The 15,064-nt window shown below is 41.4% G+C and carries 14 protein-coding genes, 3 tRNA genes and 1 rRNA gene; 13 read left to right on the plus strand and 5 right to left on the minus strand.

The genetic code is table 11. The features are described 5' to 3' along the window. Positions 1-108 precede the first annotated feature (108 nt). From rrf to A5886_RS02970, 3 genes are all read left to right on the plus strand, one after another. Positions 109-224 (plus strand): 5S ribosomal RNA (gene rrf, locus A5886_RS02960). 14 nt (positions 225-238) lie between these two features. Continuing rightward, positions 239-312 (plus strand) — tRNA-Asn (locus A5886_RS02965). A 146-nt stretch (positions 313-458) separates the two neighbouring features. Continuing rightward, a complete protein-coding gene (locus A5886_RS02970) occupies positions 459-1,094 on the plus strand; it encodes an HAD hydrolase-like protein (protein WP_086273566.1) in 636 nt (211 codons plus the stop codon). 47 nt (positions 1,095-1,141) lie between these two features. On the opposite strand, the gene A5886_RS02975 is transcribed toward A5886_RS02970, so the two are convergent. Continuing rightward, positions 1,142-1,495, minus strand: coding sequence for an iron-sulfur cluster biosynthesis family protein (locus A5886_RS02975; RefSeq protein ID WP_086273567.1), 354 nt, complete (start codon positions 1,493-1,495; stop codon positions 1,142-1,144). Positions 1,496-1,883: 388 nt separating this feature from the next. Between A5886_RS02975 and A5886_RS02980 the strand changes: the two genes are divergently transcribed. Together A5886_RS02980 and A5886_RS02985 are read left to right on the plus strand one after the other, a co-directional pair. After that, positions 1,884-2,318: a universal stress protein gene (locus A5886_RS02980; protein ID WP_086273568.1), complete on the plus strand. Its 435-nt coding sequence runs from the start codon at positions 1,884-1,886 to the stop codon at positions 2,316-2,318. Between the two features lie 331 nt (positions 2,319-2,649). Continuing rightward, positions 2,650-3,504, plus strand: coding sequence for a hypothetical protein (locus A5886_RS02985; protein WP_179189958.1), 855 nt, complete (start codon positions 2,650-2,652; stop codon positions 3,502-3,504). 80 nt (positions 3,505-3,584) lie between these two features. Here the strand turns inward: A5886_RS02985 and A5886_RS02990 are convergent. After that, positions 3,585-3,657: transfer RNA gene (locus A5886_RS02990), tRNA-Thr, on the minus strand. Between the two features lie 183 nt (positions 3,658-3,840). On the opposite strand from A5886_RS02990, the gene A5886_RS02995 reads away from it, so the two are divergent. Further along, a tRNA-Asn gene (locus tag A5886_RS02995) sits at positions 3,841-3,914 on the plus strand. Positions 3,915-4,012: 98 nt separating this feature from the next. Here the strand turns inward: A5886_RS02995 and A5886_RS03000 are convergent. Beyond that, the gene (locus tag A5886_RS03000) at positions 4,013-5,386 is read right to left on the minus strand and encodes a hypothetical protein (RefSeq protein ID WP_086273570.1); all 1,374 of its coding nucleotides are present in this window, start codon (positions 5,384-5,386) and stop codon (positions 4,013-4,015) included. Beyond that, on the minus strand, positions 5,383-5,772 hold the full coding sequence (locus A5886_RS03005; RefSeq protein WP_086273571.1) for a GntR family transcriptional regulator: 390 nt from the start codon (positions 5,770-5,772) through the stop codon (positions 5,383-5,385). Before A5886_RS03005 ends, A5886_RS03000 begins: the two co-directional genes overlap by 4 nt. A 164-nt stretch (positions 5,773-5,936) precedes the next feature. Here A5886_RS03005 and A5886_RS03010 point away from each other — a divergent pair, with 164 nt between their 5' ends. The 6 genes from A5886_RS03010 to A5886_RS03035 all read left to right on the plus strand — a co-directional run bounded on the left by A5886_RS03010 (position 5,937) and on the right by A5886_RS03035 (position 13,123). Then, positions 5,937-6,953, plus strand: coding sequence for an acyltransferase family protein (locus A5886_RS03010; protein WP_086273572.1), 1,017 nt, complete (start codon positions 5,937-5,939; stop codon positions 6,951-6,953). A 121-nt stretch (positions 6,954-7,074) separates the two neighbouring features. Beyond that, positions 7,075-8,403, plus strand: coding sequence for a C1 family peptidase (locus A5886_RS03015; RefSeq protein WP_086273573.1), 1,329 nt, complete (start codon positions 7,075-7,077; stop codon positions 8,401-8,403). Positions 8,404-8,619: 216 nt separating this feature from the next. Then, a complete protein-coding gene (locus A5886_RS03020) occupies positions 8,620-9,657 on the plus strand; it encodes a PDDEXK nuclease domain-containing protein (RefSeq protein ID WP_086273574.1) in 1,038 nt (345 codons plus the stop codon). Between the two features lie 227 nt (positions 9,658-9,884). Then, the gene (locus A5886_RS03025; RefSeq protein WP_086273575.1) at positions 9,885-11,273 is read left to right on the plus strand and encodes an L-cystine transporter; all 1,389 of its coding nucleotides are present in this window, start codon (positions 9,885-9,887) and stop codon (positions 11,271-11,273) included. A gap of 156 nt (positions 11,274-11,429) precedes the next feature. Continuing rightward, positions 11,430-12,209, plus strand: coding sequence for a tyrosine-protein phosphatase (locus A5886_RS03030; RefSeq protein WP_086273576.1), 780 nt, complete (start codon positions 11,430-11,432; stop codon positions 12,207-12,209). 155 nt (positions 12,210-12,364) lie between these two features. Beyond that, entirely contained in the window at positions 12,365-13,123 is a 759-nt protein-coding gene (locus tag A5886_RS03035; RefSeq protein WP_086273577.1) for an acyl-ACP thioesterase domain-containing protein, read from the plus strand. Positions 13,124-13,172: 49 nt separating this feature from the next. On the opposite strand, the gene A5886_RS03040 is transcribed toward A5886_RS03035, so the two are convergent. Continuing rightward, positions 13,173-14,141, minus strand: coding sequence for an asparaginase (locus A5886_RS03040; RefSeq protein WP_086273578.1), 969 nt, complete (start codon positions 14,139-14,141; stop codon positions 13,173-13,175). An 85-nt stretch (positions 14,142-14,226) separates the two neighbouring features. Here A5886_RS03040 and A5886_RS03045 point away from each other — a divergent pair, with 85 nt between their 5' ends. Then, positions 14,227-15,057 (plus strand): DUF72 domain-containing protein, encoded by an 831-nt coding sequence (locus A5886_RS03045; protein ID WP_086273579.1) that lies wholly within the window; start codon positions 14,227-14,229, stop codon positions 15,055-15,057. The last annotated feature ends 7 nt before the right edge of the window (positions 15,058-15,064 follow it).

The following is a 15,064-nucleotide window of genomic DNA, read 5'->3' on the forward strand; positions in this document are numbered from 1 at the left end:
GGACTGATACTAATCGATCGAGGACTTAACCAAGATTAACGTGAAACTCGGAAGAGTTTTGATTCTTCAATCCAGTTTTGAGTGAGCAACACTTACTCAATTGAATAGTGTGGTGGCGATAGCAAGAAGGATACACCTGTAACCATGCCGAACACAGAAGTTAAGCTTCTTAGCGCCGATTGTAGTGAAGGGTTTCCCTTTGTGAGAGTAGGACGTCGCCACGCGTTTCTTTTTTTATTCCGGCATAGCTCAGTTGGTAGTAGCGCATGACTGTTAATCATGATGTCGTAGGTTCGAGTCCTACTGCCGGAGTCTTTTAGATAGCTGAGGCTATCTTTTTTTGTATAAAAAAGTATGAGGGAATGAACCGATTGGTTCGTTCCTTCTTTTTGTTGATTTTTCGGCTTCTTTTTCTTTATAATAGAAGAAAAGAGGAGTTGTAGAGAGGAGTTGTAGAGTTGACAACGATATTATTTGATTTAGACGGCACAATTATTGATTCAAGTGAGGGAATATTTGCTTCTATTCAATATGCGTTGCAACAAATGGCGCATGATCCACTGGACTTAGAACAATTGCGATCGTTTGTCGGACCGCCATTGATCGATTCGTTTCTTAACATTGGCTTTTCAGAAGAGAAAGCAAAAGAGGCTGTTGCATTTTATCGCGAACACTATCGTCAAAGCGGGATGTTTCAAGTGACACCATATGAAGGGATTGCTGAAGTCTTAGCTACTCTTTCAAAAAATCATGCGCTCTATATCGCTACTTCGAAACCGGAAGTTTTTGCAAAAGACATTTTGAGCTATTTGGATTATACCCGTTATTTCAAAGGGATTTTTGGCGCGGATCTGGAAAATAAAAGAGGATCTAAAGGGGCAGTGATTGCCTATGCTCTATCAGAGATCGTACCCGCGGAGCATCAGCATACCATTATGGTCGGAGATCGCTCTCATGATATGGAAGGAGCCAAAGAGAACCAATTGGTTGGAATCGGGGTCTTATACGGATTTGGTGACCAAAGTGAATTGATGGCTGCCGGAGCGCAAGTAATTGTTGAACAACCAAAGGATTTGTTACCTATACTGCAATAAAAAAACGGGCACTTCCTTCTGATAAGGATTGGCCCGTTTTTTGTTTTTTATGCAGTAGGATGGATTTGCGGTTCTTTTTCGAGCATTAGATTGTTGTCGAGATAGCCGCCTTCATTTTTCAATATCAGTGTGCCAGAGGATGGGTGCACAGTCAAAATCAGATGACCGGTCAGAAACATTTGATCATAGGTCGATGTGAAAAAGGTAAAGCGATTGCTTGTTACGACTTCGCTGTATCGAGGCAAAGGTTCCGTAATAGGCGTGATCAAAAAGCGCTCACCAATCATGCAGCAACCAGCAGCCGAAGAAAATTGATTCGATCCGTCATTGCTTGTGATAATGTAGAGCTGATAGTTCTCAGGAAAGCGCGCCGCCGCTTCTGGTGTAATCTCAAGTTCCATTAGAAAGACCTCCGGATGATTAGGAAGCACTATACTTCCTTTTAATAAGTTGATATCCATAGTGTAGCACGGTGGATAAACAAACCCAAATAATTGGTTTATTCTTGCATAAGTTTAAAATTTCAAAAGAAGCCAAGCAATAGCAGCCAGGATTACAAGAAAGAGAACTAAATAGAGCAAAAGTGTGGAAAGTGCTTGTAAGAAAGAACGCATGGCTAAAACCTCAAATCTTTTTAATTAACCATAGTCCAATTCGATTTATTATGTAAGGTCATTCACAAAAATTAACAAAAGCTTTTGATTTAAAAACGTTAAAATGAAAACAGTTACAAAAATATGGAGATAGCCGCCGTTTCCTGTTAAAATGAAGGTGAGGGAGGGGATTATGATGTTATCGAATTGTCAAAATGTTCTCGTTGCACTTGATGGGTCAGAGCAGGCGGAAAAAGCGTTCCAAGAAGCAATTGCAATTTGTCGCACCAGTAAAGCCAAATTATTCATCCTCTCAGTGATCAACAATGCTGAATTGTCAACAAGTGCTTATGCGTTTGCCAAGGTTTTTGACCAAGAAAAGACCAAAGTAGAAACAGAGATGTTAAAAAAAATCTATGATGCCAACAAACAAGGTGTGGAAGATGTGGCGGTCATTGTTGAAGTGGGGGATCCCAAACGTTTCATTATCCATGCGGCAACAGAGGTATATCCCATCGATCTGATCGTAATTGGAGCTACGGGCAAGGGTACTCTAACGCGCGCAGTTGTCGGGACAACGACTGATTATGTAGTCAATCATTCGAAGTGTAGCGTGTTGGTTGTGAAATAAGTGTCAGACTGTACAATATACGTAAATAAAACAATCAAACAGATAAAGTATACCTCTTTATCTGTTTGATTGTTTTTGGTTTATTATAGATATGTACGAGGAGCGAATGTAACACCATACAATTCAGGAGTAAAGTAAAGTATATAGTATTCTTTCTCAAGTGATACAACACTTTTTCTTGTAATCTATGTTCGTTTTGTAATTTTTTCTGGAGTCATTTATCTTTCCTCGGGTTCTCCTAATACTGGGGAAATCAAGAGGATATGGTATACTTTTCCGTAATAGCATTATCCAGGCTTTTCAAAGGAATATAGAGACTGAGGTGAGCCAGATGATAAATCAAGGTGGTAACGTAAAATTTTTTCGGTCCATGGTCTATATAAGCAGTCTGATATTTTTAATTGTCTTATTGTTTATCTTTCAGCATCAGCAAGGCTGGATCAACGGGATAGTGAATAATTATTTTGACATCAATATACGGTCTGTTCTAATGCTCTTTTCAGCAAGTGATATGTTTCAAACGTTGAAAGAGTATTTTGTACATATGGGCATCGAAATTGGGGGATTAATTGCGCTTGAAGGGTTAATCATTGTTACCGGCTTGTGTCTCATTGGCTATTTTTTAGTAAAGCTCAAGCGTATTGATCGGTGGTATGTCAGCGAAAAGATGCTGATTGGCGGTTATTTGTTTTTGGTAGTGTCCGCTGTTGTGATTATGGTGAAGATGGGGGTAGAGGTGTATCAAACCTATAACACTGTTGTCCAGCGTGTCAATCAATTAAGTGTGCAGGAAGTGCTACATTTACAGACTGAGTTTACAAATGTATTTTTAAATAGTTCTTTTTCAGTGGATCGGCTGATAGCTGATTTCGCTTCTTTGTTTGAACAAATACGAACGATCATCCAAAAAACAAATGAAATTGCTGGAATTCCTTCTGTTTTACGTCAAAGTTGGGACCAGATTTTCATGTTGAAAAACGGGCTGATGGTTTGCGTAACAGCTGCTGTGTTTGTCCTTTTTGCAGCCCATGGATTGGCTTTGTTCCAGTGGATCAAAATGAATGATTACGTACAGTTGAAGTTGACATCAGGTAAACGTGCGCGTCAAATTGAAATGAATGAGCAGCTTGTTACAGTTATCAAACAACAAAAAGAGTTGATTGAGTTACTTTCCAAAAAAGAGTAAATCGGACAATTCGACCCACTAAAAAATGCTTTACTAAATGACAACAAAAAAAGACAACGTCCAAAACGTTGTCCTACCAAAGCCACTTGACGGGCTCGAACCGTCGACCTCATCCTTACCATGGATGCGCTCTACCAACTGAGCTAAAGCGGCATGTTATTTAACACAAGATATAGCATACCGTAAAGTGCCAGCTTTGTCAAACAGATTTTGACTTGTAATGAGGGGAAATATTCTTTGTTTCATTCGTAATCAAGTACGTAAAAAAAATGAGCAAAAAATAAAAAATAGACTTGCTAAATTATCAGACTATTTGGTATAGTACTTATAGATTATTCCGGCATAGCTCAGTTGGTAGTAGCGCATGACTGTTAATCATGATGTCGTAGGTTCGAGTCCTACTGCCGGAGTTAAGTACCTTATTTTTTGCTCAGAATAAAAAAATGAAAAAATCACTGACTTCGGTTGCTTCTACCGTTAGTCAGTGATTTTTTTGTGCAATGCGCAGTTAGTCTAGCGCGACCAATTGCTGATAAAGCGCAATCGTTTTTTTAGGGTCTTTGTTTGTATAATAGATGATCTTGTCTTTTGTTTCGATTCTAAGAAATTTTGGTGCTTGCAGATCAACATAGAGATGTGCGTTTTCGCCGTTGACCGTGAATGACCCAGTAGCGTAATCTTCGGTCGCGGTGCCGATTTTTTTGACGATTGGTGTGGGGATCGTATCGACCAATGTGGTTTCTTCAATCGAATCAACAGAGACCGTTGTTTTGGCTGTCAAAGGGGCGGTAAATATTACTTGTTCATCAATAATTTGCCCTTGCAATGCATCAGGGGTGAAGTCCAATTGATACAAAGGGACGACTGCAAACAACAGGGCACCAATTAGGAGGAGCAAAGTGGCAATCGAGAGTACTTGACCGCTGCGTTTGCCTAAATTGATACCGATATTCATACCTATACGATCGGGGACGAACAATCTGGTGTCATTTGGATTGATATAGACCCCGTAACGCCAATAGACGTCTTCGCCGTTATATCTTGGCTGCTTGGCTTGACCCAAAAGCTGCTCTTGTTTATTACGCAGACGCATAAGCAGTATAAAGGGCACAATGATCATGCCGATGGTCAAAAGAACGAATACACTGCTAATCAAAAGGCCCCAAAGACTATGAGCATTCGCCGAAAGTAATGGAACAAATGTCAGTATGAGCAAACCTGTCGCTAGAATAATCAGCGTTAATGACCAATAATATTTAGTCGCATCATTGATTTGTTGATCAATACGAGAATCACCAGACATCCCGCGTACAGGTAGGTTTCGAATCGTCCACCACAACCCGATAAAGAGGAGCATCATCAAAAGATTGATACCTATCACCACAATCGATAGGCCCTTATCGGTGCTTTCAAAACTGAAGTAACTACCAAGAAGTAAGAGCAGAAAAGCCGGAATAAAGCTGATCAGCGGCAACATCTTACGGTTTTTTTCTTGAATGATCTTGGTATCGATCCTTATCGCATCAATGGGTAAGAGCCACGCTTTGTCGACAATCAATTGGCGCATCTTCCCGATATAATGAATCAGCAAAAGTTGACCGCAACCAATCAGAGAAAAAAGATGTAAAAAGAACAACATAAACATGATCGAGTCAGATAGATTGAACAAAAAAACAAGACTTGCTACACTAAATAAAGCAATCAGTTGAATGAGGCGGCGGCGATAACTAGTGACAATTGTTTGTACAGCAAGATCGTCGATATGCTGAGGCGCCAATGTGTTTTCCAATAGTACATATTTGTGGGGTTTGCTGGGTAGTCGCAAACCAAACCAGAAGATACCGCAGAAAGACAATGCGATGAAGAAAAAAATGAGATTCATTTTATGTCACATCCTTCCGTAAATTGTGCAAGCACTTGATGAAATTCTTGTTCAAGTGTGGCTTTTGTTTTGCCATGTACCAAGGCGGCGGCTAACTGGACTTCTAAATCCTGCAAGTATTGGGTAGACTCTTTTTCAGTTAAGAGCTGGGGTGTTGCCACGATGGTTCCTTTGCGCCGATCTGTGATCAAAAGACCTTCTTCCTTCAATGAGTTATAGGCTTTGGAGATAGTCATCGTATTGATGCCGATTTCACTAGCTAGTTGACGAACAGAAGGCAGTAGCTCACCGGGCATCAGTTCACCTTTGGCGATGGCTACAATGATTTGTGCACGGAGTTGTTGATAAATGGGTCTGTCACTCTGCGTTTCAATGGTAAAAATCATGCTATCCACTCCTTTGTATTACTAACATTAATACAAATAATACAAAAAAGCAAGCACCTGTAAGAAACCTGTCATGATTGTTGTAAAAATTACATGGATTTGTTACCTGTTTAAAGGACATTTCCCGTAATCTAAAGGTAAGCATCAAATGAGGAGGAACTATTATGAGCCAATCGCAAAGAACGGCTTACTTTGACAATGCCAAATTTTTATTGATGATCTTGGTGGTGTTTAGCCACTTATTACAATCTTTTATTGGCGATCACAAATTTTATCATGATTTATACTATTTTATTTTTACGTTTCATATGCCGGCGTTTGTTTTTTTATCTGGTTATTTTGCGAAGCCTTTGACGAAAGGGTCAAAAGTTGCGGTATTGATACAAAAATTCTTGTTGCCGTACCTTTTTTTCCAAATTTTTTATATCGTCTATTATTGGCTGATTGGGTTGCGGGAGACGCCCAAGATTCAGCTGTTGAATCCCCAATGGGCCTTGTGGTTTTTGCTTAGTATGTTTTTTTGGCAATTGTCCTTATTCGTCTTTCAACGACTGACGCCTAAACAGGCGATCATCCTTAGTATTGCCTTAAGTCTTGGCGCTGGTTATTTGCCCTTCTTAAATCAAATTTTGACGTTGCAACGTACCTTTGTCTTTTTGCCTTTCTTTATTATTGGCTTTTACTTTCCTAAAAATGACATGGCATTTTTGCAAACATCGAGGTTGCGTTGGCTGAGTGTCAGCTTTTTGCCGATTATTTATGGCTTTATTGCTGTCTTTCATGGGATGAACAAGTATATGGTCTTTGGCTCAAAACCTTATGAAGATTATTTGAGCTATCCTTTGTTTGGCGGACCATTAAGAGGGGTCTTTTTCTTGATTGGGCTGATGGGTATCGTCGGTTTTATGCGGATCGTTCCGCGGGAAACAATGTTTTTCACCAAGTGGGGAAAAAACACATTACTAGTTTATTTATTGCAAGGCATCTTTATTAAAGGGTTGCGGGCATTGAATATTATGGATTTGAATCTATCGCTCCTAGGGTTTGTGACCTTGATGTTAGGTAGCGTGCTATTGACGATTCTTTTGGCCAGTAAGCCGATTCACAAGATATATGGCCGTTTTGAACATGGGCTATCTTTTGTACTGCCAGGCCTACTCGCATGGCTGATTTTTATGTAAAGCCTGAATAATTATGACAACTGTTCGGTTGAGAAAATCAAGGTTTCTTCAATTGGGCGGTTGTCATTTTTTTGTGAGAGGCGTAGAATGGAAGGAACGAAATGTGAAGGGATGAAGAAATATGTCAGAAATTTCTAAACAAACAACAGCTGAGTTTGCAGCAGCTTATCTAGAAAACAATAAACAAAACGCCCTGCAACGTGGTGTAGTCAAAAACGGCATCACCGCTTCTGCAGAAAACATCAGTGCCAAAATCGTCAATGTACCAGTATTTTCTGTTGATGTGACTACAGGTAAAGTATCGAACCAAAAACAATCTGGCCGTTGCTGGATGTTTGCGGCCTTGAATACCTTCCGTCATAAAATGTTGAACAATTTTAAATTAAAAGAGTTTGAATTGTCTCAAAACCATACCTTCTTTTGGGACAAATATGAAAAAGCCAATTATTTCTATGAAAATATTTTGGCGACAGCGTCAGAACCTGTGACAAGCCGCAAAGTTGCTTTCTTATTGCAAACACCACAACAAGATGGTGGTCAATGGGATATGATCGTATCGATCTTCCAAAAATATGGTGTCGTACCAAAATCTGTGATGCCTGAAAGCAGCAACTCATCAAATTCTCGTGATCTAAACAATTACTTGAACAAAAAACTACGTAAGGATGCTGTTGCTTTACGGAAATTGGTTGAAGCTGGTGAAACGGATACAGACATTCAAGCTGCGAAAGAAGCAATGTTGCAAGACGTGTACAATTTCTTAGCAACATCTTTAGGCACCCCACCGGAAACATTTGATTTTGAATACCGCGATGAAGACAAGGTGTATCACATCGACCGCGATTTAACACCGCAAAGTTTTTATGACAAATATGTAGGTGTGGATTTGAATGATTATGTAAGTATTATCAATGCCCCAACGGCAGACAAACCGTATGACAAATCTTATACAGTTGACATGTTAGGCAATGTCGTAGGCGGAAAGGAAGTCAAATACCTGAATGTTGATATGCCGACTTTCAAAAAATTGGCGATCGCACAACTTGAACAAGGAGAATCTGTATGGTTTGGTTGTGATGTCGGTCAATCATCCACGAGAGATTCCGGTATCATGTCATTGGATGCCTATGATATGAATGACTTATTCGATGTTGACTTTACGATGACAAAAGCAGAACGATTGGATTTTGGTGAAAGTTTGATGACTCATGCCATGGTCTTAACTGGGGTGGATATCATCGATGGTGAATCAACCAAATGGAAAGTCGAAAATAGCTGGGGAGAAAAAGTCGGTACAGATGGATTCTTCGTTATGAGTGATGAATGGATGGATGAATACACCTACCAAATCGTTGTCCGCAAAGAGTTCTTATCACCAGAACAACTAGCAGCTTTTGAAGCTGAACCAAAAGTGTTGGCTCCTTGGGATCCAATGGGTGCATTGGCGTAGAAATGGAAAAAGCTTTGATCGATGCTGATTGATCAAAGCTTTTTTTGATATGCACGATCTGAAACGATGAAAATGCGCGCAGTATCTGAAATAGGCATATTCATCCAATCAAAAAAATAGTCAGCATAAGACTGCGTATCTTTTTTTGTACCTTATCAGGCGACATCTATTTTAGGATCAAGCCAATCTTAGGTGAGGTGACAGGAGAGGAAACGCATGACTGATAATGAAGTAGAAGCAGTTGATTCAGCTATTTTGAGTGACATCCAACAGATTATCACCACGTCAAAAGCGCAAGCGATGCGCAGTATCGATTTTCAAAGAGTCTTGATGTATTGGCAGATTGGCCAAAGAATCGTTGTTGAAGAACAAGACAATCAGGAACGGGCTGCGTATGGGATAAGCCTTTTAAAAAATTTAGGTGATGTCTTGCACAGTAAATATGGGGGAGGTTTTTCAGAAAGAAGCTTGCGGTTAGCCAGACAATTTTACCTCACCTATCCAATTCGGAACGCACTGCGTTCCGAATTGAACTGGCTGCAATACCGTCTGCTTATCAGAATCGATGATCCAGATAAGCGAGAATATTATGCTTTAGAAGCTGTGCATAATCATTGGACGGGTCGAGAGCTGGAGCGGCAAATCAATTCTCTATTGTATGAGCGGTTGCTGATGTCCACGGATAAGGCATCCGTATTGCAAGTTGCGCGAAAGCAACGTTTGCCGGAGGATCCGCGAGAAATCATCAAAGACCCTATGGTGCTAGAATTTTTAGGGCTGTCTGATCAACCTGCCTATCATGAAAGCCAACTAGAATCCGCATTGATCAATCATTTAGAAGCATTTATGCTTGAACTAGGCAATGGCTTTTCCTTTGTGGCGCGTCAAAAAAGGATTATGTTGGAAGATGAGGCGTTCTTTATCGATTTGGTCTTCTATAATCGCTTATTGCGGGCTCATGTGATCGTTGAAATCAAAACCCGGAAGTTGACCCATGGTGATTTGGGACAGCTTCAGATGTATGTCAATTATTATGACCGTATAGAGAAATTAGCGGATGAACAACCAACGATCGGGATTTTGTTATGTACCCAGAAGAATGATACATTGGTCAAATTTGCTTTGCCACAGACGAATCAAACGATTGTGGCGAGCAAGTATGAAACGATTCTCCCAAGTGAAACACGTTTATTGGCAGAAATAGCGAAAGTGGAAGAACAGTTTGAGCAGGAACAGCAGCAACCTGCTGATTGAATAAAATAACATTTTTGTGATTTGCTTTAGATTGTGGGCGCTTTTTTCTGAGAATATCCCCATTCAGCAAACTTATTTATTGTAAGATTTCCAAATCTTCTTTAGAATAGAAAGGTCACTAATGATGTCACACGTCTCATTAGAGTGAACTGTTGAAGAATGGTCACTGGGAACCTTTACTTCCTTTGACAGACTTTGTCATCTTATTTTATTTAAGGAGGATTCAAATGACAAATCTGTTAACTGTAATTGTTGTACTTATTTTTGCTGCCCTTATTTATGGGTTCTACTTGTTGCAAAAGCGCCACGTGAAATTTTCAACCCGGGTATTTGGCGCTTTGTTTGTCGGTATCGTCTTTGGTGGTATCTTGCAATTGATTTTTGGCACTGGCTCTGATGTGGTAACCCAATCACTGGAGTGGATCACAATGGTCGGCAGCGGCTATGTGGCTTTGCTGCAAATGTTGATCATGCCATTGATTTTCGTTTCTATCGTTGGGGCATTTACCAAAATGAAAGAAAGCGAAAAAATCAAGAAAATCAGTTTTACTGTATTGGCGACATTGCTGGGAACGACAGCAATTGCTGCTTTGATCGGTATTTCTATGGTCATGGTCTTTGGTTTAGACGGTGCAAGTTTCACAGAAGGTGCGACGGAAACAGCCCGCATTGCAGAACTTGCAGAACGTTCGACACAAGTGCAAGACTTGTCGATTCCGCAACAAATCGTGTCTTTTATCCCAAGCAATGTCTTTGCTGACTTTGCTGGCACTCGATCAACCAGTACGATCGGTGTGGTGATTTTCTCTGCTTTTGTGGGGATCGCCTTTTTAGGTGTCAAACGCAAATCGCCGAAAGAAGCAGAAACCTTTGCCAATTTAATGAATAGCTTATACAAAATCGTGATGCGCATCGTGACGTTGGTCTTGCGCTTGACTCCCTACGGCGTTTTAGCGTTGATGACGAATGTGTTGGCATCAAGTGATTTTGCTGCTATCTTAAATTTGGGTAAATTTATCTTGGCTTCATATGCAGCCTTGATTTTGGTCCTTTTGGTTCACTCACTGCTGTTGATTGCAGTAAGAGTCAATCCAGTAACCTATTTCAAAAAAGCTTTTCCAGTATTGAGTTTTGCCTTCACCTCTCGTTCTAGTGCTGGGGCATTACCCTTAAATATCGAAACCCAAACAAAAGCATTGGGTGTCGATGAAGCAACCGCCAACTTTTCAGGCAGCTTTGGCTTGTCGATTGGTCAAAATGGTTGTGCCGGGGTTTATCCAGCTATGTTGGCAACGATCGTGGCACCAACTGTAGGAATCAATGTCTTTGACTGGCAATTTATTTTGCTGTTGGTGGCTGTGGTAACGATCAGTTCCTTTGGTGTTGCTGGTGTCGGCGGCGGGGCAACCTTTGCTTCATTGATTGTCTTAGGCTCGATGAATCTGCCCATCGCCATTGTTGGATTGGTGATCTCTGTGGAACCCTTGATCGATATGGCTCGTACCTTGGTAAACGTTAGCGACAGTATGGTGGCTGGTGTGGTGACAAGTAGTCGCATCAATGAATTGGATCGCTCTGTATTAGACGATACAGCGGCTGTCATCGACGCAGAATAAACCAAATCAAAAGAGGATCTTAGTCCGAAAGAAAGACTACGTGTGGTCTTTTTTTTGTGCAGTTTTGCGCTGTATTGGAGAAAACCAAACGTTTCTTCCCCCTCTGACATTCTTTCTGCTATACTTTTAAGTATAAACATTCGGGAGGTTTTGAATATGTCACAATTGATCGAACTAGAACAGGCGGCAAATGTCAGAGAACTGGGCGGCTATCAGACTAAGTATGGCAGTGTAATCAAGGATAGAAAACTGATTCGCAGCGCTGCTATCGATGCGCTCACAAGTGCAGACCAAGAAAAATTGGCAGATTATGGCGTCAATCAAGTGGTCGATTTTCGTTCGCTAGCTGAAAGCCAAGCACAACCTGATCGACCAATCAAAGGCGCGAAAGAAGTGTTTTTGCCAATTTTTGAAGAAGATGAAACGATGGTTTCATTATCCCCTGAAAGCTTGAAACAGCGTCTTGATGACGGGGAAGATGCCGAGGAACAGATGAAAAAAGTGTATCGTCACTTTGTTGAAAGCCCACACGCCCGTAAGCAATATCGCCAATTTTTTGATCATGTGATAGACAATGCCAATGGCTCTGGGGCAACACTATTTCATTGTACTGCGGGCAAAGACCGGACCGGTTTTGGGGCTTTCTTACTGCTGCATGTTTTAGGTGTCGATCCGGATACGATCAAAGAGGACTATTTGGCGACCAATCGCTATTTGGGCCCCATGTTGAAGGCGAAATTTGAACCTATGACGAAACATTTAGAGGCTGATATCCTCAATGCGATTTCGGTTTTGATGCGTGCGGAAGAAAGTTTCCTTGCGGAGAGTATCGCAACGATCAAGAAGCAATATGGCTCAGTGGATCAGTACATTGAAGTGGGGCTAGGTCTACGAAAAGAAGAACAGGATTATTTGATTGCCCACTTGACTGAGTAAAGGATGGGCCACAATGACTGACTTTCAGTCGACAGGCAAGAATGTCAATCTGGGTATCAGTGATAGTATTTATTGGTTCATTTAAATCAATTTGGCGAAAGCTGCGGAGCAAGTGTCGATAACAGCTTGAACCGTTTTTAGGAGGCAGTTTTTTAATGGCAACAAAGTACCAAACGACGCATGAAGTTGCGTATTATGAGTGTGATATCAATCAAACGATGACCTTTCCAGCTATGTTGGGTGTAGCAATCAAAACGTCTGAGGAGCAAAGTGCGCAATTAGACCGCGGTCCGGATGTGATTGCAGGTTATGGGTTGACGTGGATCATTACCAGCTACCATATCTTGGTGACCAGGCTGCCAAAAGTCGGAGAGCAGATCCAAGTGGCAACCCAAGCGAAGGAATACAATAAGTTCTTTTGCTACCGTTACTTCTGGTTGTTAGATGAGCAAGGAAATGAACTGGTCAAAATCGAAGCTGTGTTTGCCTTGATGAATCCAGAAACCCGGAAGGTCAGCAGTGTACCTGATGAGATCGTGGCACCTTTTGGCAGCGAAAAAATCAAGCGTATCAAACGCTATCCGAAAATCGATCCCATCACCAATGGCCAATCTTTGCCCTATCGTGTACGGTTTTATGATATTGACAGCAATCAGCATGTCAATAATGCGATGTATTTTAATTGGCTGTTAGATGTACTGGGCTACGACTTTTTGACAAGCCACCAAGTAAAAGAAGTCACGATTCGATTTGATCGAGAAGTCGCCTATGGCAATTTGATCGATAGCCATGTCCAAATCAATGAAGCACAAACTTTGGCAACTGGAGACACGCTGCCTTTGCAAACACTGCATGAAATCAAAATTGCTGATATCACCTATTGTGAAGCTGTCTTTAGCTGGATCACGGTATAAAATAAACGTCCTGACTGCTTTTTTTAGCGTGAGGACGTTTGTTTTCTCATTAGTTTTCCATAAATGCAGTCAATTCTGGTAAAGGGAGTCCGCGGTTTTTGGCGATCAATAATTTGATGCGGGCTTTTTGGCTATTGATGCTGTTGCAAAAAATAATCCCCAACTGCTGCAGTTCGATACCGCCCCCCGGGTAATCATAGACGGGTTCCGCGATGCCATTGAAGCAGCGAGATACCAATACGACGGGAATATTTCGAGCAATCAGTTTCTTTAAAGGGTCGATTGTTTGTGGCGGCAAATTGCCAGCACCGAGGGCTTCGATCACTAGGCCATCGATTTGAGAATCAGCCAATGCGTTAAAGAGTTCACCAGTCATACCTGCATAGGCTTTCACGATAGGGAATAGACCGTCCACAGAATCAACGTCTAGTTGACGGCTGTTCAATAATTCTTGCATAAAGATGATGCGATGTTTCGTCACCAAACCGATGGGACCCAATGTCGGTGTACGGAAGGTAGCGATATTTGTCGTATGGGTTTTGGTCACATAGCGGGCTGAATGGATCTCATCGTTCATGACCACAAGCACACCTTTGTTGACGGCATCAGGGCATTTCGCAACCCGAATGGCACTTTCAAAATTATACAGGCCATCACTACCGATCTCATTGCTGGAACGCATCGCGCCGGTCACCACTATGGGCAATTGGCCGCCAATCGTGGTATCTAGGAAAAAGGCAGTTTCTTCTAACGTATCGGTGCCGTGGGTAATAACGACACCCTCCACACCACCGATGTGTGCCAGTTGGATCCGTTCTTTTAATTGCAGCATTTCATTTGGTGTCATATGGGGACTAGGCAAATTAAAAATATCTTCTACGATCAATTCCACATCTTCTTCAATGTGGATCGGTGCGTCCATCAGTGGATTGCTGACGTCTGGGCTGACACCACCAGTTAATGTATCTTCTTTCATAGCAATCGTTCCGCCAGTATGTAACACGAGAATTCGCTTCATTTATTCATCACCTGCATTAATTATTTACGCTTCACTCTAAACTATTGTATACTATTGAAATGAGAAGACAAGTGAGGTGTCAAAAATGATTCGCATCGGCTGCACAACATTTAGTGAACATGGTCGTCTAGTAGATAGAAAAAGTTCAAAATTATTTGAATATGCCCGCTATTTTCCCGTTGTGGAGTTGGATACGACCTATCATTTTTTGCCTAAAGAAAAAGATGTGCGCAATTGGCTAACACAAGTACCAGATAACTTTCGCTTCGTCCTGAAAGTGCATCAAAGTATCACGACCCAAGGGGATGTACCAGAAGGGATGACAGTAGAAGAATCATTGACACGCTTCAAAGAAGCGATTGCACCAATGGTGGAGGCTGGGAAGTTGTTTTGTCTGTTGGCGCAATTTCCAAATCAGTTCAAATGTACCAAACAACATGTGGCGTATTTGGATCAAGTGAGAATATGGTTCGCTGATTATCCGTTGGCGATTGAATTGCGGGATCATAGCTGGTATCAACCGGATGTCTATCCATCCATGATCGACTTTATGAAACAGCGTCAGTTCTCTTTGGTTGTCGTGGATCAGCCGAAAAAACTGTCCACAACGATTCCGCTGGATCCGACAGTCACGAATCCATCCTTTACTTTGTGCCGCTTTCATGGCCGCAATGATAGCGGATGGACAGCCACCGGTCCAGATGCGAAACAAGTGCGCACATTGTATCGTTACAATGAGAAAGAAATCAATGAATTGTCCACCGCCATACAATCTGTTTCTGCCAATACAAAAGAAACAGCGGTGATTTTTAATAACAATGCTGGCCGAGATGCAGCGGATAATGCGCGAGAGATGATCAGCAAGCTGCAATTGACGTATGAAGCATTGAATCCCAACCAATTAGCATTATTTTGAGGAGTCC

Source organism: Candidatus Enterococcus testudinis (genome assembly GCF_002140915.1).
In the GTDB taxonomy this organism is placed as follows: domain Bacteria; phylum Bacillota; class Bacilli; order Lactobacillales; family Enterococcaceae; genus Enterococcus_D; species Enterococcus_D testudinis.